Consider the following 20,282-nt stretch of genomic DNA (forward strand, 5'->3'; position numbering starts at 1 on the left):
GCCATGACCTCCCCGTCGCTCGACGAAGCCCTCGAACTCCTCGCCGAGTTCCCCGTGGTGGACGGCCACAACGACCTCCCCTGGGCCCTGCGCGAACAGGTCCGCTACGACCTCGACGCCCGCGACATCGCCACCGACCAGAGCGCACACCTGCACACGGACCTGGCGCGGCTGCGCGCGGGCGGGGTCGGCGCCCAGTTCTGGTCGGTGTACGTCCGCTCGGACCTGCCGGGAGCGGTCACCGCGACACTCGAACAGATCGACTGCGTACGGCAGCTGATCGACCGTCATCCGTCAGCCCTGCGGGCCGCGTTGACCGCCGCCGACATGGAGGCGGCGCGGAGTGCGGGACGTATCGCATCGTTGATGGGCGCCGAGGGCGGCCACTCGATCGACAACTCCCTCGGCACGCTGCGGGGGTTGTACGCGCTCGGCGTGCGCTACATGACCCTCACCCACAACGACAACATCGCCTGGGCGGACTCGGCGACCGACCACCCCGCCGTCGGCGGACTGTCGGCCTTCGGCCGTGAGGTCGTACGGGAGATGAACCGCGAGGGCATGCTCGTGGACCTCTCCCACGTGGCCGCGACGACCATGCGCGACGCGCTCGACACGACCGCCGCGCCGGTGATCTTCTCGCACTCCTCCTCCCGCGCGGTCTGCGACCACCCGCGCAACATCCCGGACGACGTCCTGGAGCGGCTGCCCGCCAACGGGGGAGTGGCGATGGTGACGTTCGTACCGAAGTTCGTCCTCCAGGCGGCGGTCGACTGGACGGCCGCGGCCGACGAGAACCTGCGCGCCAACGGCTTCCACCACCTCGACACGACCCCCGAGGGCATGAAGGTCCACCGCGTCTTCGAGGAGTCCAACCCCCGCCCGATCGCCACGGTGTCGACGGTCGCGGACCACCTGGACCACATGCGCGAGGTCGCCGGCATCGACCACCTCGGCATCGGCGGCGACTACGACGGCACGGCGTTCACCCCGGACGGCCTGAACGACGTGTCAGGCTACCCGAACCTCATCGCCGAGCTGTACGTCCGTGGCTGGTCCCGCGCCGACCTGGCCAAGCTGACCTGGCGGAACGCGGTACGGGTGCTGGGCGCGGCCGAGGACGTGGCCCGCGACCTCCAGGCACGGCGGGGACCGTCGAACGCGACGCTGGAGCAGCTTGACGGCTGAGGCACCTCCTGGTGGCCGTACCGGGTGGGGCGTACCCCCAAACGCCCCACCCACCAGGAAGCCCCCGGGCCTCCGTGCAACGGTGACGGTACTGCGATCACCCGTCCACCCAACGGAGCTCCGTCATGGCAGACCTGCAGGACGAACTGCACACGACCGCTGAGGTGGGCGAGCTGGACCGGCCGACTGTCTGGCCGGAGTCCGAGCCGCTGCCACTGGACACCACGGGGACCGTCCTGGAGGCCGGCGCCCTGCTGGAGGCCGGCGCCGACCCGTTGGAGCGGGCGCACGCCTTCCTGGCCGGCCACCCCGTCGCCGACGGCTACAGCGGTCTGCCCTGGGCGCTGCGCCACCTGCCCTGGTTCGACCTGGAGCTGGGCGAGAGCGCCGTGGACACGGATGTGCCGCGGATGCGGGAGGGGCACGTGGGCGCCCTGTTCTGGTCGCTGCACCTGCCCGAGGGACTCGCCGGGGACCGTGCCGTCGGCGCGACCCTGGAACAGCTCGACCTGGTGCAGACGGTGGTCCAGGCCCACCCCGAGGGCCTGCGCATGGCCCACACCGCGGCGGAGATCACCGACGCCCACCACTGCGGCCGCGTCGCCGTGGTCCTGGGGCCCGCCGGCGCGAGTGCGCTCGGCGACTCGCTCGGCATCCTGCGCAACCTGCACGCGCTGGGCCTGCGCATCCTCACCCTCTCCGGCACGACCTGGGCGAGCGGGACGGGCCTGACCCGGTTCGGCGAGGAGGTGCTCCGCGAGATGAACCGCCTCGGCGTGCTCGCCGATCTCTCCGGCACCTCGGAGGCCACGATCTGCCGCGCCCTCGCGGCCTCCAAGGCCCCGGTCCTGTTCACCCGCTCCGCCGCCCGCGCGCTGCGCCCCCACCCGGCCAACCTGCCCGACGACGTCCTCACCGAGCTGGGCACCGCCAAGGGCCTGTGCCTCGTCCCGCTCACCGCCGAGCAGACCGGCCCCTCCGTACGGGACGTCGCCGACCACCTCGAACACGTCCGCACACTCGCGGGCGCGGAGTGTGTCGGCCTCTCGGGGACGTACGACTCCGGAGCCGCCCACCCGCAGGACCTCGCCGACGCGTCCTGCTACCCGCACCTGATCGCCGAACTCCTCACCCGCGGCTGGTCCGAGACCGACCTCGCCCTGCTCACCTGGGGCAACGTCCAACGCGTCCTGCGCAGCGCGGACTTCACCGCCCGCGCGGCCCAGCAGCGCCGCGAGCCTTCCTCGGCGAAGATCGCGGAACTCGACGGCTGAGTCCTACTCCGGGTTCTCGATCCGGCAGAGGCAGAACGGATGCCCCGCCGGATCCGCGTACACCCGGAAGTCCTCCTTGTCCTCCTGGTGCAACGACCGGGCGCCGAGGGCGAACACCTTCTCCTCGGCCGCCTCGACGGCCTCCCAGGTGCTTCCGGCGTCGAGGTCGAGATGGAACTGCTGTGAGTTGCGGTCGGCCCGGGGCCACTCGGGCGGGACGAACCCGGGGGCCCGCTGGAACGCGAGCCGCGGCCCGTCCGGGACCTGTAGGACAACCCAGTCGTCGTCCTCGCCCTGAGGTGTGCCTCCCACCACGCGCGCGTAGAACTCGGCGAGTGCGCGGGGATCAGGACAGTCGAGTACGACGGAACGCATCCGTGCGACAGGTTCCACAGCTATCTCCTATCTCCTTCGGTCTCAGCAGGCGCAGAGGCAGAACGGGTGCCCCGCCGGATCGGCGTACACACGCCACCCGCGCGACCGGTCCTCCGCGTCGAGTACCCGCGCCCCGAGCGCGAGCACCCCCTTCTCGGCCGCGTCCAGGTCGCTCACGGTGAGGTCCAGATGGAGCTGCTGCGAGTCGTCGCCCGCGGGCCACTTCGGCGGTACGTGTCCGGGGGCGGCCTGGAACGCCAGCGACTGTCCGCCGGGCAGCTCCAGGTCGACCCAGTCCCCCTCGCCCCGGACCGTGCCGCCGAGCACCTCGGCGTAGAACCCGGCCAGGGCGCGGGGGTCGGGGCAGTCCAGGACGACGACACCGAGTTCGGCGAGAGCCATGACTTCCTCCGGGGTTACCCATAGATGCGGTCAACCAGTAACGGTTACTGCATACTCCCGCATTGGAGGTAACGTCGCAAGCATGAGTGAGAGAGCGTCGGCACCGGGGGGCCTGGCCCTGGTGGAGGCCCTGGTGAACACGGTCGACCTGGAGTCGGGCACCGACAAACTGGACACGGCCGAGGGGCGCGCCCACTTCGGCATCGCGGACCACGAGCTGGCGGCGGCCCGCGAGCTGCGGGAGTCCCTGCGCGCCGTATGCCTGGCCCACGCGGGCCACCCCCCGCACCGCGCGGTGACGCCGCTCGACGAACTGCTCGCGACGGCCCCGCTGCTGGTCACCGTCTCCGCCGCGGACGGCTCCGCGGCCCTGAGCCCCGCCCACCAGACCCCGCTCGCCTCCCGCGTCGCGGCGGCGATCGCGGAGGCACTCGTCGAGGGCACCTGGCCGCGACTGAAGGCCTGCGAGGCCCCGACCTGCCACTGGGCCTACTACGACCGCTCCCCGGCGGGCCGCGGCCGCTGGTGCTCGATGTCGGTCTGCGGGGCACGCGCGAAGATGCGCCGGTACCGCGCGAAGTAGCCCGTCCGGCCACGCCCAGGGGCAGGACGGTGGAGAATATGCGACGACGCCGATCCGGCCGACTGAGCCTCGGCCGGATCGGCGTCCTTGAATGACTACGCGGTGGGTCGCCCCATCGCCCGGTAGGTCCACCCGGCCCGCCGCCACACCTCCGGGTCGAGGGCGTTGCGCCCGTCCAGGACCAGCCGCGTCGTGACGGCCTCGCCGAGCACCGCCGGGTCCAGCTCGCGGAACTCGCGCCACTCGGTCAGGTGCAGTACGACATCCGCGCCGCGTACGGCAGCTATGGCGGAGTCGGCGTATCCGAGCGTCGGGAAGAGCCGGCGCGCGTTGTCCATGCCCTTCGGGTCGTAGACGGTGACCTGGCCGCCCTGGAGGTGGATCTGCCCGGCGACGTTCAGCGCGGGCGAGTCCCGTACGTCGTCCGAGTCGGGCTTGAAGGAGGCACCGAGCACGGCGACCCGCTTCCCCAGGAACGAACCGCCGCCGAGCGCCTGCCTCGTCAGCTCCACCATCTGCCCGCGCTGGCGCATGTTGATGGAGTCGATCTCGCGCAGGAAGGTCAGCGCCTGGTCGGCACCCAGCTCACCGGCGCGCGCCATGAAGGCGCGGATGTCCTTCGGCAGGCATCCGCCGCCGAAGCCGATCCCGGCCCGCAGGAACTTCTTCCCGATCCGGTCGTCGTGCCCGATGGCCTCGGCCAGCTTGGCCACATCGCCGTCGGCCGCCTCGCACACCTCGGCCATGGCGTTGATGAAGGAGATCTTGGTCGCGAGGAAGGAGTTCGCGGAGGTCTTCACCAGCTCGGCGGTCGGGAAGTCGGTCACCACGAACGGCGACCCCGCGGCGATCGGCGTCGTGTACACCTCGCGCAGCAGCTTCTCGGCGCGCTCGCTGCGTACGCCCACGACGATGCGGTCGGGGTGCAGGGTGTCGCCGACGGCGAAGCCCTCGCGCAGGAACTCCGGGTTCCACGCGAGCTCGGCGTCCTCACCGGCGGGCGCGAGCTCCGCGAGCCGGGCGGCCAGCCGCGCCGCGGAGCCGACGGGCACGGTGGACTTGCCGACGACGAGGGCGGGGCCGTGCAGGTGCGGGGCGAGCGACTCGAAGGCGGCATCGACGTAACTCATGTCGCACGCGTACTCGCCGTGCTTCTGCGGTGTGTTCACGCAGACGAAGTGGACGTCGCCGAACTCCCCGGCCTCGGCCCAGTCCATGGTGAAACGCAGCCGCCCGCTGGACCCCTCGATCCCGGCGACATGCTTGCGCAGCAGCTCTTCGAGTCCGGGCTCGTACATCGGGACCTGGCCCCGCTGAAGCATCTCGATCTTCTCTTCGACCACATCGAGCCCGAGCACCTCGAAGCCGAGCTCGGCCATGGCTGCGGCGTGCGTGGCGCCGAGATAGCCGGTGCCGATCACGGTGATCTTGAGGGCCATGGGGTGCTCCTGGGGTGCGAGGGGGGTGCGCGCCCGAGCATAACGGGGGCATGCGACGGCTCCTCAACGGGCAACTTTCCCTCTGTCGCCAAGCTCACGTATCCCTGGGGTGGGCAGGCCCCTAAAATTTGGGTTACTTAACGGTAGTTAGCGTGACCGTCACAGTGTTCAGCACCCTTATTCGCATCCTTGGAGCGTGAGAGACCTTGGCCGGATCGGCTGATTTCGACCTGTACCGCCCGTCCGAGGAGCACGACATGCTCCGTGACGCGATCCGTTCGCTGGCCGAGGCGAAGATCGCGCCGTTCGCGGCCGCGGTGGACGAGGAAGCCCGTTTCCCGCAGGAGGCGCTGGACGCCCTGGTCGCCTCCGATCTGCACGCGGTGCACGTACCCGAGTCGTACGGCGGCGCGGGCGCGGACGCGCTGGCCACGGTGATCGTGATCGAGGAGGTGGCCCGCGTCTGCGCGTCCTCCTCGCTGATCCCGGCGGTCAACAAGCTGGGCTCGCTCCCCGTGATCCTCTCCGGGTCCGAGGACCTCAAGAAGAAGTACCTGGGCCCGCTCGCCAAGGGTGACGCGATGTTCTCGTACGCCCTCTCCGAGCCGGACGCCGGCTCGGACGCGGCCGGCATGAAGACGAAGGCGGTCCGCGACGGCGACTTCTACGTCCTGAACGGCGTGAAGCGCTGGATCACCAACGCCGGCGAGTCCGAGTACTACACGGTGATGGCGGTCACGGACCCGACGAAGCGCTCGAAGGGCATCAGCGCCTTCGTGGTCGAGAAGTCCGACGAGGGCGTCTCCTTCGGCGCCCCGGAGAAGAAGCTCGGAATCAAGGGCTCCCCGACCCGCGAGGTCTACCTCGACAACGTCCGCATCCCCGCCGACCGCATGATCGGCGAGGAGGGCACCGGTTTCGCCACCGCCATGAAGACCCTGGACCACACCCGCATCACGATCGCGGCCCAGGCCCTCGGCATCGCCCAGGGCGCCCTGGACTACGCCAAGGGCTACGTCCAGGAGCGCAAGCAGTTCGGCAAGGCGATCGCCGAGTTCCAGGGCATCCAGTTCATGCTCGCCGACATGGCCATGAAGATCGAGGCCGCCCGCCAGCTGACGTACGCGGCAGCGGCGAAGTCGCAGCGCGTCGCCACCGGAGGTGGAGAGCGCGGCCTCACCTTCCAGGGCGCGGCCGCCAAGTGCTTCGCCTCGGACGTGGCGATGGAAGTCACCACGGACGCGGTGCAGTTGCTGGGCGGCTATGGCTACACCCGCGACTACCCGGTCGAGCGCATGATGCGCGACGCGAAAATCACGCAGATCTACGAAGGCACGAACCAGGTCCAGCGGATCGTGATGGCCCGCAACCTGCCGTAGGGCGCCTGGAACCGGTGAAGGGCACCCAGCAGTGGGTGCCCTTCACCGGTTTCGCCGCGAGGCCGGCCTCAGTCGCCCGTGACCGTCACCTTCTCGTCGTTCTTCAGCTCGTCCACGAGCGTCTTGACCTTCGCCTTGTCCCAGACGAGGTTGCCGCCGGTGGAGCCGGAGATCGGCATGTTCATGGACGTGCCGTCGCCGCCGCTGACGCTCTTCATGGCCCAGAACATGTCGGCGAGGTCGAACAGGCTCATGTCCTTGTCGACGATGAGGCTGTCGAGGCCGGCGCCCATGGTCGGGTAGAGCTTGAAGGGGTTCAGCACGGTGCCCGGCGTCGCAACCTGGTTGGCCAGGGCCGAGAGGAACTTCTGCTGGTTCTTCGTGCGGTCCAGGTCGCTGCCCGCGAGGGCGTAGCGGGTACGGACGAACGCGAGGGCCTGCTCGCCGTTGAGGGTCTGCTTGCCCGCCTCGAAGTCGGCGCCGGACTTGGTGTCCTTCATGCCGCCCTCGGGGATCTCGATCTCCACGCCGCCGACCGAGTCGACGATGTCCGCGAAGCCCGCGAAGCCGATCTCGACGTAGTGGTCGATGCGCAGACCGGTGTTGAACTCGACGGTGCGCACCAGCAGTTCGGGCCCGTCCTCCGCGTACGCCGCGTTGAGCTTCACCTCGCGGCCCGTGCCTTCGTACGTCTTGCCCGACTCGGAGCCGACGAAGGTCGGGATCTCGACGTTGGAGTCACGCGGCAGCGAGACCAGCGTGGAGCCGTTGTCACCGGTGTGCAGGATCATCATCGAGTCCGTGCGCTTGCCCTCGGCGGAGCCGGTGTGCAGATCCTTCTTCTCCGCCTCGGTCATGCCCTCGCGGCTGTCGGAACCGACGATCAGGTAGTTCGTGCCCTGGCCCGCCTCGGGGCGGTCGATGACCTTGGAGAGATCCACGTCACGGTGGAGCTTGGAGTCGGCCCAGAAGTACGTGCTGACGGAGACCACGACGAGCAGGGTGACCAGCGTGATGGCGGTCCACTTGATCCGGCGGCCCCAGTTCGGCGCCCGGCGCGGACCTCGTCCGCCGCCCGGCCCGCCGGGGCCCTGCGGACCGCCGCCGTTCGGCGTCCCGTAGACATGGCCCGAGTTGTAGCCGCTGTTGTCGTACTGGTCGCCGTACCCCTGCCCGTCGACGTACGTCGGCTGCTGGGGGACCCCGCCGTACGGGGGCGCGGACTGACCGGGGCCCGGCTGGCCACGGCGGACCTGCCGCATGACGCGCGCGCTCTCGGGCTGCGAGCCGGCGCTGCCGCGTCCGTAACGGTCGTTGCGGTTCTCGTCGGGCCAATCGTTCATGCGGACCAGTGTGCAGTGCCGCACTAGGCGCCATACAAGAGAGTGAGCAGATTCATGCCAGGCCTGTTGCAGATCTGATGCAAAGCGGACTTTGTGCGCCCCCGGCATAAGGTGGACGCCATGACAGACCAGGCCACCACCCCGGAATCCGATATTCCGGGTAAGCCGACCGCCGCGTCCCGGACCACCCTCAGCCACATCATGGGCCACAACGACACCAACCTTCTGGGCACGGTGCACGGTGGCGTGATCATGAAACTGGTGGACGACGCGGCGGGCGCGGTGGCCGGACGGCACTCCGGCGGACCCGCCGTCACCGCCTCCATGGACGAGATGGCCTTCCTGGAACCGGTCCGCGTGGGCGACCTGGTCCACGTGAAGGCCCAGGTGAACTGGACCGGCCGTACGTCCATGGAGGTCGGCGTCCGCGTCCTGGCCGAGCGCTGGAACGAGTCCACCCCGGCCCAGCAGGTCGGCACGGCCTACCTCGTCTTCGCCGCCGTAGACGCCGACGGCAAGCCGCGCCGGGTACCGCCGGTGCTCCCGGAGACCGAGCGCGACGAACGCCGCTACCAGGAGGCCCAGATCCGCCGCACCCACCGGCTCGCCCGGCGCCGCGCGATCATGGAGCTGCGCGAGAAGCGCGCGGCGGAGGGCCTGGACGAGTAACCCTCGTCGGCGACGGACTACGGACAGATCACCTCATCGCCCGTGGTCACCCCGAACTCCCCTTGATGCGGATCGTCGGCCCGCACCTTCCGTACCTCCTTGAAGTCCGCCCCCGCGGTCACCTTCAGCAGCGGCCCCCGCCCCTTGACCGCGCGCATTTCACTGCCGGGCAGGGCGGCGGCGAGGGATTTCGCCGAGCGGTCCCAGCGGGGGTCGTACCAGACGACGGTGCGCTTCAGGGTGCGGTCCTTCGCGCTGACGGGCTGGTGGGTCGTGCGGAAGCCGGTGGCGGCGAGTGCGCTGTCGACGCGCTTGCCGAGGCCCGCCGTGGCCGTCCCGTTCTCGACCTGGACACGGATCTGCTGCGGCGCCACGTCGACGCGCAGGGCGTTGCTGCGCGGCTTGTGCACCGCGAGCGGCTTGTCGTCGCGCAGGGCCTGGAAGAGCTTCGTCGACTTGGCGGGGTCCCACTTCAGGGTCGAGCCGACGTCCTTGACGACGTATCCCATCTGCCCGATCGGCACGGTCGTGAACTCGGAGGAGGAGGGCGAGAAGTCCCGCATCGCCCGCCCGAGATCGAGCAGTTCGTCGGTGCCGAACCCCTTGTCCGCGCGGACGGAGCCGAGCACGGCCCGGGTGACGTTGCGGAACTTCATCGGGTTCAGCAGGACCCCGGAGGAGGTGGCCCGCGAGATCAGCGCCGCAAGGAACCGCTGCTGGCGCTCCATTCGGCCGAGGTCGGAGGCCCCGTCGACATGCCGGGAGCGGACGTACTGGAGCGCCTGCCCGCCGGTCAGCCGGTGCGAGCCCGCGGGGAGGTCGAGTCCGGTGTAGGAGTCCTTCAGCGGCTTCACGGTGCAGATCTCCACGCCGCCGAGCTCGTCCACCGTCTTCATGAAACTGGTGAAGTCGACCTCCAGATAGTGGTCGATCTTCACGTGGGTCATGCTCTCGACCGTGCGTACGGTCAGCTGCGGACCGCCCTCGGCGTACGCCGCGTTGATCTTGATGGGGTGCGCGCCGTGCTTCTTGCCGGTGGTCTGGTCGGTGTGCGCGGGCGCCTCGGCGTACGAGTCGCGCGGCAGGCTCACGACACTGGCCCGCTCCCGGTCCTCCGAGATGTGCACGATCATGATGGTGTCGGTGCAGTGACAAGGCGCGCCGCCCAGGCGGTACTTGCGCCGCTCCGCCTCCGTGATGTCGTCCCGGCCGTCGGTGCCGACCAGCAGCACGTTCATGCCGTGGCCCGCCTCGGGACGGTTCTTCATGTCCTTGAAGGGGTCGACCCGGGCGATGTCCGCGTCCAGCCCGGTGACCACCGCGTGCCCGATACCCGCCGCGGCGAGCACGACCACCGAGAGCGTGGTCACCGCCCGCATGGCCCAACGCGGCTTCTTGCGCGGTACGGGGGGACGCTGCGGGCGACGGCTTGGCGGGCGTGCGGGAGAGCGGGGCGGCGTGGGCAAGGGGGGAACACCTCCGCGAGGGCCGGCCGTGGGATCCGTGAGCACCGTAGGCCCATACGATCTGTGGCCCGGCTCGGAGGGAGGGCGGCGCGCGACCGTGTCCCCCATTCGCGGTAACGTGACGTCCGATGAGCGAGAAGTCTGACGTGCGGTCTCCCGCCGTTTCTGTGATCATGCCCGTCCTCGACGAGGAGCGGCATCTGCGCGGGTCCGTCCAAGCGATCCTGGCGCAGGAGTACGACGGCGAGATGGAGGTGGTGCTCGCCATCGGTCCGTCCTCGGACCGTACGGAGGAGATCGCCGCCGAGCTCGTCCGTGAGGATCCACGCGTGCACACCGTGCCGAACCCGGCCGGTCGCACCCCCGCCGCGCTGAACGCCGCGATCAAGGCGTCCAGCCACCCCATCGTCGTACGCGTCGACGGGCACGGGATGCTCTCGCCCAACTACATCGCGACGGCCGTACGCCTGCTGGCGGAGACCGGTGCGCAGAACGTCGGCGGGATCATGCACGCCGAGGGTGAGAACGACTGGGAGCACGCGGTCGCCGCCGCGATGACCTCGAAGATCGGGGTGGGCAACGCGGTCTTCCACACGGGTGGTGAGGCCGGGCCCGCCGAGACCGTGTACCTCGGTGTCTTCCGGCGCGAGGCGCTGGAGCAACAGGGCGGCTACAACGAGGAGTTCATCCGCGCCCAGGACTGGGAGCTGAACTTCCGGATCAGGGAGGCGGGCGGCCTCATCTGGTTCTCGCCCGAGCTGCGGGTGTCGTACCGCCCGAGGCCCTCCATGCGCGCCCTCGCCAAGCAGTACAAGGACTACGGGCGCTGGCGCCATGTCGTCGCCCGCTTCCACGAGGGCTCCATCAACCTGCGCTACCTCGCCCCGCCGACCGCGGTGTGCGCGATCGTGGCGGGTGTCGTGGTGGGCGCGGCGCTGACGCCCTGGGGGTTCGTGATCCCCGGCGGCTACCTCGCGGCCATCGCGCTCGGCTCGCTGCTCACGGGCAAGGGGCTGCCGCTGAAGGCGCGGCTCCAGATCCCGCTCGCCCTCGCGACGATGCACATGTCGTGGGGCTGGGGTTTCCTCACCAGCCCGAAGTCGCTGGCGAAGAAGGTCATCGCGTCCCGGCGTCCGGCGGTGCTCAGCTCCAACTGAGGCCATGGGTGTACGAGTTGGGCCCCTCTCGGCAGGTCTCGACGAGAGGGGCCCAACTCGTGCTCTACCAGGTGTAGTTCGGGTTCACATGCATGCAGGCCTTGTCGTCGGCGCCGTTGAGGGCCTCCGCCGTGTCCGGAGTCGTGTTGTCCTCCGCCTCGGCCTTGTACGTCGTGCCCTCGCGCCAGTCGGCGCCGACCACGAGCGTGACGCCCGAGACGCTCGTCGACTTCTCCACCGAACTCATCGGAATCCCCAGCGACTTGGCGACCCGCTGGGCGTCACCCTCCAGGTCGGCGCTCGGATAGCGGATCAGCGTCTTGTCCTCGGCGGTCGCTTCCGTCTGCTCCGCCGATGCCTGGGTGAAGCCCTTGCCGACCAGCAGTTCGCTCACCTCACTCGCGCGCCCGCTGACCGGCGACTGCGTGGATGTCCGCGTGCCGTTCAGCACGGCCACGCCGATCTTGTCGTCCGCGGCGGCCGGATCCGAGGAAGTCTCCTCGACGGCCGTCTTCTCCTTGTCCTGGCCGTCGAGCGCGATGTCCTCGCGGACCAGGCGGAACAGCTTGTCCGCGTCGTCCGTGGGCTCCACGCGCGCGCCGACGTATCGATTCGGCATGGTGGTCATCGTGATCCGCTTCGGCTCGACCTTCCGCAGCTCGTTGCTGAGGTCGTAGAGCTCCTTCACGGTGCCGAGGCCCTTGTCGACGGTCAGCGCCTTGGTGGCCGTCTCGGCGAGACTGCGTAGCTTCGTCGGGTTGGAGACCGTGGCGTTGTCCCGCAGCTCGCGCACCATCGAGTTCATGTACTGGTGCTGGGCCTTGGCGCGCGCCAGGTCGCTGCCGTCCTCGAAGCCGTAACGGGTGCGCAGCCACTCCAGGGCCTGCTCGCCCTTGACGTACGTGGTGCCCTCCTCCAGCTTCAGCCCGGAGCCGTGGCCCTGGCTGTCCTTGGAGTAGATGTTGGCGTCCACGCAGACCGGGACGCCGCCGATCGCGTCCGCCATCGAGACCACACCCGAGAAGTCGATCTGCATGAAGTGGTCGATGTGGATGTCGGTCAGCTTCTCCCAGGTGGCCACCGTGCAGCCCGGGCCGCCGCGGCCGAGCGTCTGGTTGGTCATGGTGGGAACGGTGCTCGCCGCGTACGCCTTGCCGTTGTCCGGGTCGGTGCACTTGGGGATGTCCACCAGCGTGTCCCGCGGCATGCTGACCACCGACATGTTGGTGCGGTCGGCGGAGAGGTGCAACAGCATCTGGACGTCCGCGAGCGGGGTGCCGCCGAACGTCTCCTTCGCGCCGCCGAGTTCCTGGTTCTCCTCGGTGTCCCGGGCGTCCGAGCCGATCAGCAGGATGTTCAGCGGCGTCTGGCCGGCCGCGTTCGCCGCGGACTCGGCGGCGCGGTCCTTCGCGTCGCCGATGTTCAGGTCGTCCTTCTTGATGTTGTCGTTCAGGTGCTGGTAGTAGAGATAACCGGCACCCGCGGTGCCAAGTATCAGGACCGCCAGGACCATCGCCGACCAGCGAAGTATCCGGCGTCTGCGGCGCGGGCGTGCCGCGCCCCCGCGCCCGCCGCCGCTCCGGCCGATCCCCTGCGGTGTGAGGGCCATTGTGTCCTCGGCCGTCCGACCGTCGGTTCCCTGTGGCGTGAGGGCCATCGTGTCCTCGGCCGTCCGACCGTCGGTTCCCGAAGCCGGAGCACTGTCGGCGCGCTCACCGGAGTCGCCGTCCGCCCCCTGAGCGGGCTCCCCGCTCCCGTCGTACAGGCTGTCGTCCCAGCCGTGCTCACCGGCCCCCCGGCCGTTTGAGCGTGTTCCCTCTCCGCGCACACCACTTCGCGCCATCTCCCTGCCCCTCCCCACCCTGCGCCTGACAAACGGGACCGTCCCGCGCCCAGTTGAACGTTTCTCGCGCCCAAGTCGGACGCGCTCTCGTCCTGTTGGACGCCTGACGGACCCGTTAGGTCATCAGCTGGCGCACACTGTTTTGTCCGCGGTGGACTTCTCGACCGTGTCCGGCGCCGTTGTCGGAGCGGTCATGGACACCCCCGCGCCCTTGAAGTCCTTGCCCAGGGTCAGCACGATCGCGGGCAGACCCTGGTCGTTCGTCTCGCTCTTTCCAGGCTTCATCGCCGAGCCGGACAACCCCATGAGATCGGCCAGCTTGCGTGCCTGATCGGCCTGGTCGGGCGCGTACTCGAGGGTCGTCTTGCTGAGCGTCGCCTCGGCGTTGCCGAGCTGGCTGGACTTGAGCACGCCCTCATCATTCTGCAGCCAGTTAAGTGTTTCCTGTGCGGAGCCGGCGGGGGCGCCGCCGTTGTAGATGTTGACCCGGACGTCGGCGGCCGCGGACTGGGTGCCTTCGAGCCGGGCGGCGACCGAGGCCGCCTCCTCCTTCTTCTGCGCCTCCACCTCGGTGAACGACACGTCGTCCTTGATCATGTCGAAGACCGGCTGGGCATCGGACGGATGGACGACGACCGTTACGGGGGTTTCCTCGGCGGGGTTGTCGATGACCGGCGTCGTGAGGAAGGTGATGTTCTTCGTCGGCACCTTCTTCAGCTCCAGGGCCACGTCCTTGAGCGTGCTGACCTTGCCGATACCGGTGTCCACGGTCAGCGCCTTGGTGGCCGCCTCGGCCAGGCTCAGCAGCTTGGTCGGGTTGGTGAGGGTGTCGCTGGAGGCCATCTTGCGCATCAGCGAGGCCAGGAACTGCTGCTGGACCTTGATGCGGTCGAGGTCGCCCGAGTTGCCGAAGGCGTGCCGGGTGCGCAGGAAGGCGAGCGCCGTCTCACCCTCGATCGTGTGCGTGCCCGCCGAGAGCTTGAGATGCGAGTCGGGGTCGTCGACGTCCTCGGCGAGGCAGACCTCGACGCCGTCCACCGCGGTGGTCAGCGTCTTGACCGCGTTGAAGTCGGCCATCATGAAGTGGTTGGGCGTGATGCCGGTGACTTCCTTGACGGTACGCATGGTGCAGCCCGCGTCCCGGCCGTCCTGACCGAGGCTGGTGTTGAAGCGGACGCCGGTCGTGCCCGGGATGATCTTCTTGGAGCCGTCCGGCTGGATCGTCTCGCAGTCCGGAATATCGACGATCAGGTCGCGCGGAATGCTCAACGCGGTCGCGTTCGTACGGTCCTTGGAGACGTGCAGCAGGATGGTGGTGTCGGCGTGCCCGACGCTGCCGGAGTCGCCGTAGTCCTCGTTGCCCTCACCGGTTCGCTTGTCCGTACCGATGATGAGGATGTTGAAGGCCTCGTCCTTGCTGAAACTGCTGGACGCCGCGGTGCCGACGTCCGTCGTCTGGACGTTGCCCTCGAGGTGCTTGATGTAGAAGTACCCGGCGGCAGAGACGGCGACGAGCACGAAGGCCATCGTGCCGCCGGTCCACAGCAGTATCTTCTTCGCCTTCGACTTCTTCGGCTTGGTACGGCCCCGCCGTCGCCCAGGAGGCGGTTCGGCGGGCGCACCGCGGCGCCTGCGCGGCCCCGGCACATCGGTGTCGGGAACGCCGCCCGGAGCATCACCGGGCTCCCGGACGGGCGCGCTGCGGTTGCCCGTCGGGACGGCTCCCGTGTCACGGGCGGATCTGCGAGGACCGGGGACTGGTGATTGCGGTGCGGAAGGCCGCAGTCGCAGTTCGTAGTCGCCGGTGTTCGGGTTGAGTACCCACTGGTCTGCGGGGTCGATATCGTCCGCCCGCCCACGGCCTTGCGCGTCCACGGTTCTTGAGTCCTCCGTCGGGGCCACGCGGCGCCTTATTTCCCCCTACATAAAGGCGCTCGGTCACTCGGTCCAGCAGTGCGCGACCGCAGGACAGACCTGGAGGCCGGGTGCACCGGATCGCTCACACTATCCGCCCAGTTCAGCGTCAAGCGACGACAGTGAGAAATTCCACCTGCCTACAACTGGGCAATCCGCCCTATTTCTCAGAGAGTTCTAAGCTCAGCTGTTCCCCGCCTTGACGTGGGCTTTACCCGCACGCGTCCTCGGCCGCCGTGTTCCCCCGGAAAGTCGGCGCCGGGTCGGGAGTCCGCGGGGCTCCGCCGGGTCCCTTTCCGCCTGGTTTTCCGTCCTCGTACGAGTAATCGAAGGCGTCCGCGTCATAGCTCTCGCCGTCGCCCTCGCCGCCGCTCTCACGCCCGCTCTTGTGCGAGCTTTTTGTGGCGGAATCGGCTGAAACCTCCGGAAGATCCTTCGCGACCGCCACCGGCGCGTCCGCCCGCAGCCGCGTGAAGAGCTTCTCCGCCTCGGGCTTCACGAGCTGGTCGCGATTGGCGTTGTAGACGTACGACGTCCGGGGCACCGTCAGGAACTGCACCCGTTCCGTGGGGATGTCGCGCATCCCGCGCACGAGGTCGTACAGCCCGCGCAGGCTTGCCAGCGCCGGGTCCGTGGTGAGCGAGGAGGTGGCCGCGTCGAGCACGGGGTAGAGCTTCGTGGGGTTGAGCAGGACGTCGTTGCTGCGCACCTTGTTGACGAGGGCGCCGAGGAAGCGCTGCTGGCGGTCCATCCGATCGGTGTCGCTGCCGTTGCCGATGCTCTTGCGGGCGCGGACGTAGCCGAGGGCCTGTTCGCCGTTGAGCGTCACCTTGCCCGCGGGCAGCTTCAGCATGGCTTCCTTGTCGTCGATCGGCTCCTTCAGGCACACCCGGACACCGTCGACCGCGTCGACCATCTCCTTGAAACCGTTGAAGTCGACGACCATGTGGTGATCGACGCGGATGTTGGTGAGCTTCTCGACGGTACGGATCGTGCAGGCCGAACCACCCGCCTGGAAGGCGTAGTTGAACATCACGAACATCGGCTCGGTACGGGTGCCGTCCGGGCGGCGGCAACCGGGCACGTCCACCATCAGGTCGCGGGGGAGGGAGACGGCGGTCGCGCTGCGCCGGTCCGCGGCGAGGTGCAGCAGGATCGTGGTGTCGGACCGCTCCGTGCCGGAGTCCCGCCCGTACTGCGCGTTGCCGTCCCCGGCCCGCGAGTCCGACCCGATCAACAGGATGTTCTGCGCGCCGCGCACCAGAGCGGTGGGCCGTTCCTTCTCGTACCGGGCGAGCTCGGTCGCGGCGTCGTTGTCCGCCGTGATGTTCCCGTTCAGCTTCTCGTACGCCGCCCAGCCCGTCCCCGCGGCCCCGAGCAGCACGACCGCGACTCCGATCGCGGTATGACGCAGCCAGCGCCTGCGGCGACGTATGACACCGGCGCCGGTGGGGGTGGAGCCGAGTCCGGGACCCAGGGCGCCGGGAGTGGCCGTCTGCTCAGGCGCCCCGGAGGGCGTGCCTGCGGTGTCGGTCACGTCTGGGTCCACCCCTCATGGCGTGCGAGCGTGTCCTGCTCCTACGACCATGGCGTGGGGCGGGGGTGGGGGCGGGGCGCTGATGGGCCGAACGGATGACCCCGGGGGCGGGGAACCGGGCGGCCGGCCACAGGCGGCCCGCAGGCCACTGACGGCGTCACCGAGCCGTCGCCGAAACCCTCTCGCTCTCGATCCGCTTGGCCAGCGCATCCTCGCCCAACTGCTCCAGATGACGGCACAGCACCACGGACCCGCCGGTCGCGAGCGCCGCGTACAACCCGGCGCTGAGCCCCTCCCAGGTGTCGTACGGCAGCGCGGACAGGATCCGGGACCCGGGACCTGTCAGCCCGAGCACCGCCGCATCCGCACGCGCCCGCTCGACGAGCTCCGCACTCGTGTACTCCGCCCCGGCGACAATCAGCGCCGGCAGCTCCGGGTCCACGGGCGCGTACGGCTGGAAACGGTCCCCCTGCGTCGGCACCTCGACGGCGTAGTCGGCGTACCCGGCGGGTGGCGTCGGGAAGCGCCGGCCCAGCGGTGCGAGCGACAGTGCGATCCGGTCGCCGGAGCAGGCGAGGCCGGCCTCGAACTCGCCGGGTCCGGCGACGACGTGGTCCGCCGCAGCCGGGTCGCCCCCGACATCGGCGACGACACCCGCCGAGGAGCACGCCAGCAGCCAGACCGCCGTCTGCCAGTGCGCGGGCAGCAGCAGCGCGACCCGGTCACCGGGCTCGGCGGACAGCTCGTTCTGGAGCAGGTTGGCGGTCTTGGCCACCCAATTGGCGAAGGTGGCCACGGACAATTCGATCCGTTCGCCCGTGGCGTCGTCGTAGAAGGTCACCAGGGGGCGCGCGGGATCCGTGGCGAGCGCGGATCGCAGCAGGTCGGCGGGGGTGCGGTCGGTGGCGTTCACGTGGGCAAGGGTACGCGGGTGAGGGTGTGGGGCGGGTGCGGGTCCGGCCTGCCGGGCCACCGGTTCGGACGAGTGACGCCCGACGGTCCGTCAATTCCCGGATAGACAGATATGTATGACTATGTCCAGGATCAGGGGCATGCATGGATTCCTTGCTTCCTCGGTCAGCGTCACCTGTGCGGCCGCTCTCGCCCTGCCGCTGGCCCTGTCCGCTCCGGCGCAGGCCGGCCCATCGGCGGTGACGTCCGAACTCGCTGCCCCCGGCAGTACCCAGTCGCTGCCGCTCGTCCCGCTCACCGGCGAGCGCGCCCTCGGCTCCGCCGCCCCCGAACAAGGGCTCACCCGACGCGACGTACGGCCCTTCTCGCTCGTCGGCATCGTCTGGGACAACCCGGACAGCGAACTGCACGGCCGAGTCGAGGTCCGTACCCGGGCCGCCGCCACCGGCAACTGGTCGGGCTGGCAGGACGTCGAGACGCACAACCACGAACACGCGGCCGACCCGGACACCGCCGAAGGTGATTCGGGCCGGGTGCGCGGGTCCACGGCGCCGCTGTGGGTGGGCGACTCGGACGGCGTCGAGGTGCGCGTCCAGGCGGAGGTGGACGAGCGCGCGACGACAGCGGGCGATTCGCCGCTCCCCAGGGGGCTGCGTCTCGAACTTGTCGCGCCCGGCGCCGACGCCGCATCCCCGGGCGCGCAGCCGGACGCCCCCCACACCGGCGCACAACCGGGGCTTACGCGCTCCGGCGCACAGGTGCGCGCCCCACGGGCCGGCGCGCTCTCCGCCGCGTACGCCGGGTACGCCGCTGTCGACCCCGGCCGCCTCGACCCCACGAGCGCCACCGAGATCCCCGAGCTCGCCCCGAACGTGCTCCCCGCGCTCTCCCAGCAGGAGACGGAGCGCGAATTCCTCGCCGAGCGCCCCGGTGAGCAGCGCGTGAAGCCGTACATCGGCCCGCGTCCGCGCATCATCACGCGCAAGGGCTGGGGCGCGAACGAGAAGCTGCGCGAGCGCGGTTTCGTCTACTCGAAGAAGGTCAAGGCCGCCTTCGTGCACCACACCGCCTCGGGCAACAACTACAGCTGCTCGCAGGTCCCTTCGGTCATCCGCAGTATCTACCGCTACCACGTAGTGAGCAGCGGCTGGCGGGACATCGGCTACAACTTCCTCGTCGACAAGTGCGGAAACATCTACGAAGGCCGCGCCGGGGGCGTGGCGAAGGCCGTCACGGGCGCACACACTCTCGGTTTCAACACCGACAGCATGGGGATCGCCGTCCTCGGCAGCTTCGGCAAGAGCAAGCCGTCCGCATCCGCCGTCACCGCCATCGCGAAGCTCACGGCATGGAAGCTCGGCCTCTTCGGGGTCAATCCGCGCGGAAAGACATATCTGAAGTCCGGCGGTGGCAATCTCTACAAAAAAGGAAAGAACGTACGACTGAACGTGATCTCCGGCCATCGGGACGGGTTCAGCACGGAGTGTCCGGGCTGGCAGCTGTACAGCAAACTCGGCACGGCCCGTAAGGCGGCGGCCAAGTATCAGGGCAGGTAGAACGGCCGGCAGCACGGGAGGACCGCACCGCCGGCCGTCGAAAGCGCCATCGAACGGTCTGCATACACTGGCCGGCCGAAACACACTTCGGCCGGTCCCGGCAGGAAGCAGAGACGACAGGTGACAGAAGCGATCCTCCTGGTCGGCGGCAGAGGCACCAGACTGCGCCCGCTCACGGTGCACACCCCCAAGCCGATGGTTCCGGCGGCCGGGGTCCCCTTCCTCACCCACCAGCTGGCGCGGGCGAGGGCGGCGGGCGTCGAACACGTCGTCCTGGCGACCTCCTACCTGGCCGAGGTCTTCGAGCCCTACTTCGGCGACGGCTCCTCGCTCGGCCTCCACCTCGAGTACGTCACCGAGGAGGAGCCCCTGGGCACCGGCGGCGCCATCCGCAACGTGGCCTCCCGCCTGCGCTCGGGCCCCGACGAACCGGTCCTGATCTTCAACGGCGACATCCTGACCGGGCTGGACATCCCGGCCCTGGTCCGCACCCACGAGACGACGGGTGCGGACGTCTCCCTCCACCTCACCCGTGTCGAGGACCCGCGCGCGTTCGGCCTGGTCCCCACGGACGCCACCGGCCGCGTGACCGCCTTCCTGGAGAAACCCCAGACCCCCGAGGAGATCGTCACCGACCAGATCAACGCGGGGGCGTACGTCTTCCGCCGCTCGGTCATCGACACGATCCCCGAGGGCCGCCCGGTCTCGGTGGAGCGCGAGACCTTCCCGGAGCTCCTTGCCACCGGAGCCCATCTCCAGGGCATGGTCGACTCCACCTACTGGCTCGATCTGGGCACCCCGCAGGCCTTTGTACGGGGCTCGGCGGACCTGGTCCTCGGCCGCGCCCCCTCCCCGGCAGTCCCGGGCCGCTGCGGCGACCGCCTCGTCCTCCCCACCGCCATCGTCGCCCCGGACGCCAAGCTGACCGGCGGCACGGTCATCGGCGAGGGCGCGCACATCGGCGAGGGCGCCCGCATCACGGGCAGCACGATCCTCTCCGACGCCGTCGTGGAACCCGGCGCCGTCATCACCGACTCCTTCATCGGCGCCCGCGCCCGCATCGGCGAACGTTCGATCCTGGAGGGCGCGGTGATCGGTGACGGAGCGGTCATCGGCCCGGACAACGAACTGCGAGAGGGCGTACGGATCTGGTGCGACGCCAGGATCCCGGGAGGCTCGATCCGCTTCTCGTCGGACCAGTAGCACCGGCGGCCGAGATTTTCAGCCCGTCCGGCGTTTGAGGAC

At 69.8% G+C, this 20,282-nt stretch carries 17 protein-coding genes; 8 read left to right on the forward strand and 9 right to left on the reverse strand.

The features are described 5' to 3' along the window. Positions 1–3 precede the first annotated feature (3 nt). Together ACFWP7_RS20945 and ACFWP7_RS20950 are read left to right on the forward strand one after the other, a co-directional pair. Positions 4–1,188: a dipeptidase gene (locus ACFWP7_RS20945; RefSeq protein ID WP_384383076.1), complete on the forward strand. Its 1,185-nt coding sequence runs from the start codon at positions 4–6 to the stop codon at positions 1,186–1,188. Positions 1,189–1,313: 125 nt separating this feature from the next. After that, positions 1,314–2,462 (forward strand): dipeptidase, encoded by a 1,149-nt coding sequence (locus ACFWP7_RS20950; RefSeq protein ID WP_384383037.1) that lies wholly within the window; start codon positions 1,314–1,316, stop codon positions 2,460–2,462. Between the two features lie 3 nt (positions 2,463–2,465). On the opposite strand, the gene ACFWP7_RS20955 is transcribed toward ACFWP7_RS20950, so the two are convergent. Together ACFWP7_RS20955 and ACFWP7_RS20960 are read right to left on the reverse strand one after the other, a co-directional pair. Continuing rightward, complete coding sequence (locus ACFWP7_RS20955; protein ID WP_384383077.1) at positions 2,466–2,837, reverse strand: VOC family protein; 372 nt, start codon at positions 2,835–2,837, stop codon at positions 2,466–2,468. A gap of 42 nt (positions 2,838–2,879) precedes the next feature. Then, positions 2,880–3,239, reverse strand: a complete 360-nt coding sequence (locus tag ACFWP7_RS20960) for a VOC family protein (protein ID WP_384383038.1) — start codon at positions 3,237–3,239, stop codon at positions 2,880–2,882. An 82-nt stretch (positions 3,240–3,321) separates the two neighbouring features. Between ACFWP7_RS20960 and ACFWP7_RS20965 the strand changes: the two genes are divergently transcribed. Further along, complete coding sequence (locus ACFWP7_RS20965; RefSeq protein WP_384383039.1) at positions 3,322–3,822, forward strand: CGNR zinc finger domain-containing protein; 501 nt, start codon at positions 3,322–3,324, stop codon at positions 3,820–3,822. A 95-nt stretch (positions 3,823–3,917) separates the two neighbouring features. Here ACFWP7_RS20965 and ACFWP7_RS20970 read toward each other — a convergent pair whose 3' ends face one another. Then, complete coding sequence (locus tag ACFWP7_RS20970) at positions 3,918–5,261, reverse strand: UDP-glucose dehydrogenase family protein (RefSeq protein ID WP_384383040.1); 1,344 nt, start codon at positions 5,259–5,261, stop codon at positions 3,918–3,920. 206 nt (positions 5,262–5,467) lie between these two features. Here ACFWP7_RS20970 and ACFWP7_RS20975 point away from each other — a divergent pair, with 206 nt between their 5' ends. Continuing rightward, complete coding sequence (locus ACFWP7_RS20975; protein ID WP_384383041.1) at positions 5,468–6,640, forward strand: acyl-CoA dehydrogenase family protein; 1,173 nt, start codon at positions 5,468–5,470, stop codon at positions 6,638–6,640. A 68-nt stretch (positions 6,641–6,708) separates the two neighbouring features. Here ACFWP7_RS20975 and ACFWP7_RS20980 read toward each other — a convergent pair whose 3' ends face one another. Continuing rightward, positions 6,709–7,983 (reverse strand): LCP family protein, encoded by a 1,275-nt coding sequence (locus ACFWP7_RS20980; RefSeq protein ID WP_384383042.1) that lies wholly within the window; start codon positions 7,981–7,983, stop codon positions 6,709–6,711. Positions 7,984–8,103: 120 nt separating this feature from the next. On the opposite strand from ACFWP7_RS20980, the gene ACFWP7_RS20985 reads away from it, so the two are divergent. Next, the gene (locus ACFWP7_RS20985) at positions 8,104–8,652 is read left to right on the forward strand and encodes an acyl-CoA thioesterase (protein WP_384383043.1); all 549 of its coding nucleotides are present in this window, start codon (positions 8,104–8,106) and stop codon (positions 8,650–8,652) included. Between the two features lie 17 nt (positions 8,653–8,669). Here the strand turns inward: ACFWP7_RS20985 and ACFWP7_RS20990 are convergent, their stop codons facing one another. Then, entirely contained in the window at positions 8,670–10,031 is a 1,362-nt protein-coding gene (locus ACFWP7_RS20990) for an LCP family protein (RefSeq protein ID WP_384383044.1), read from the reverse strand. Between the two features lie 215 nt (positions 10,032–10,246). Here ACFWP7_RS20990 and ACFWP7_RS20995 point away from each other — a divergent pair, with 215 nt between their 5' ends. Beyond that, positions 10,247–11,275, forward strand: a complete 1,029-nt coding sequence (locus tag ACFWP7_RS20995; RefSeq protein ID WP_384383045.1) for a glycosyltransferase family 2 protein — start codon at positions 10,247–10,249, stop codon at positions 11,273–11,275. 64 nt (positions 11,276–11,339) lie between these two features. Here the strand turns inward: ACFWP7_RS20995 and ACFWP7_RS21000 are convergent, their stop codons facing one another. The 4 genes from ACFWP7_RS21000 to ACFWP7_RS21015 form a co-directional block, all read right to left on the reverse strand. Beyond that, complete coding sequence (locus ACFWP7_RS21000) at positions 11,340–13,118, reverse strand: LCP family protein (RefSeq protein ID WP_384383046.1); 1,779 nt, start codon at positions 13,116–13,118, stop codon at positions 11,340–11,342. 123 nt (positions 13,119–13,241) lie between these two features. Then, positions 13,242–14,993 carry an LCP family protein gene (locus tag ACFWP7_RS21005; RefSeq protein WP_384383047.1) on the reverse strand — a complete coding sequence of 584 codons (1,752 nt, stop codon included), beginning with the start codon at positions 14,991–14,993 and terminating at the stop codon, positions 13,242–13,244. A gap of 250 nt (positions 14,994–15,243) precedes the next feature. Then, a complete protein-coding gene (locus ACFWP7_RS21010; protein ID WP_384383048.1) occupies positions 15,244–16,569 on the reverse strand; it encodes an LCP family protein in 1,326 nt (441 codons plus the stop codon). Positions 16,570–16,726: 157 nt separating this feature from the next. After that, positions 16,727–17,482 carry a TIGR03089 family protein gene (locus tag ACFWP7_RS21015; RefSeq protein WP_384383049.1) on the reverse strand — a complete coding sequence of 252 codons (756 nt, stop codon included), beginning with the start codon at positions 17,480–17,482 and terminating at the stop codon, positions 16,727–16,729. A 139-nt stretch (positions 17,483–17,621) separates the two neighbouring features. On the opposite strand from ACFWP7_RS21015, the gene ACFWP7_RS21020 reads away from it, so the two are divergent. Both ACFWP7_RS21020 and ACFWP7_RS21025 read left to right on the forward strand, forming a co-directional pair. Beyond that, positions 17,622–19,037, forward strand: coding sequence for an N-acetylmuramoyl-L-alanine amidase (locus tag ACFWP7_RS21020; RefSeq protein ID WP_384383050.1), 1,416 nt, complete (start codon positions 17,622–17,624; stop codon positions 19,035–19,037). A 120-nt stretch (positions 19,038–19,157) separates the two neighbouring features. Continuing rightward, positions 19,158–20,240, forward strand: coding sequence for a sugar phosphate nucleotidyltransferase (locus tag ACFWP7_RS21025; RefSeq protein WP_384383051.1), 1,083 nt, complete (start codon positions 19,158–19,160; stop codon positions 20,238–20,240). Positions 20,241–20,282: the final 42 nt, after the last annotated feature.

Origin of the sequence: Streptomyces sp. NPDC058470 (assembly GCF_042721055.1) — a bacterium.
Lineage (GTDB): Bacteria > Actinomycetota > Actinomycetes > Streptomycetales > Streptomycetaceae > Streptomyces.

What these genes read in the sequence shown, in the direction of transcription:
- ACFWP7_RS20960 (WP_384383038.1), bottom strand. Translation starts at nt 3,239, where the DNA reads ATGGCTCTCGCCGAACTCGGTGTCGTCGTCCTGGACTGCCCCGACCCC.
- ACFWP7_RS20955 (WP_384383077.1), bottom strand. Translation starts at nt 2,837, where the DNA reads ATGCGTTCCGTCGTACTCGACTGTCCTGATCCCCGCGCACTCGCCGAG.
- ACFWP7_RS20950 (WP_384383037.1), top strand. Translation starts at nt 1,314, where the DNA reads ATGGCAGACCTGCAGGACGAACTGCACACGACCGCTGAGGTGGGCGAG.
- ACFWP7_RS20990 (WP_384383044.1), bottom strand. Translation starts at nt 10,031, where the DNA reads ATGCGGGCGGTGACCACGCTCTCGGTGGTCGTGCTCGCCGCGGCGGGT.
- ACFWP7_RS20980 (WP_384383042.1), bottom strand. Translation starts at nt 7,983, where the DNA reads ATGAACGATTGGCCCGACGAGAACCGCAACGACCGTTACGGACGCGGC.
- ACFWP7_RS21000 (WP_384383046.1), bottom strand. Translation starts at nt 13,118, where the DNA reads ATGGCGCGAAGTGGTGTGCGCGGAGAGGGAACACGCTCAAACGGCCGG.
- ACFWP7_RS20995 (WP_384383045.1), top strand. Translation starts at nt 10,247, where the DNA reads ATGAGCGAGAAGTCTGACGTGCGGTCTCCCGCCGTTTCTGTGATCATG.
- ACFWP7_RS21020 (WP_384383050.1), top strand. Translation starts at nt 17,622, where the DNA reads ATGCATGGATTCCTTGCTTCCTCGGTCAGCGTCACCTGTGCGGCCGCT.
- ACFWP7_RS20970 (WP_384383040.1), bottom strand. Translation starts at nt 5,261, where the DNA reads ATGGCCCTCAAGATCACCGTGATCGGCACCGGCTATCTCGGCGCCACG.
- ACFWP7_RS20945 (WP_384383076.1), top strand. Translation starts at nt 4, where the DNA reads ATGACCTCCCCGTCGCTCGACGAAGCCCTCGAACTCCTCGCCGAGTTC.
- ACFWP7_RS20985 (WP_384383043.1), top strand. Translation starts at nt 8,104, where the DNA reads ATGACAGACCAGGCCACCACCCCGGAATCCGATATTCCGGGTAAGCCG.
- ACFWP7_RS20965 (WP_384383039.1), top strand. Translation starts at nt 3,322, where the DNA reads ATGAGTGAGAGAGCGTCGGCACCGGGGGGCCTGGCCCTGGTGGAGGCC.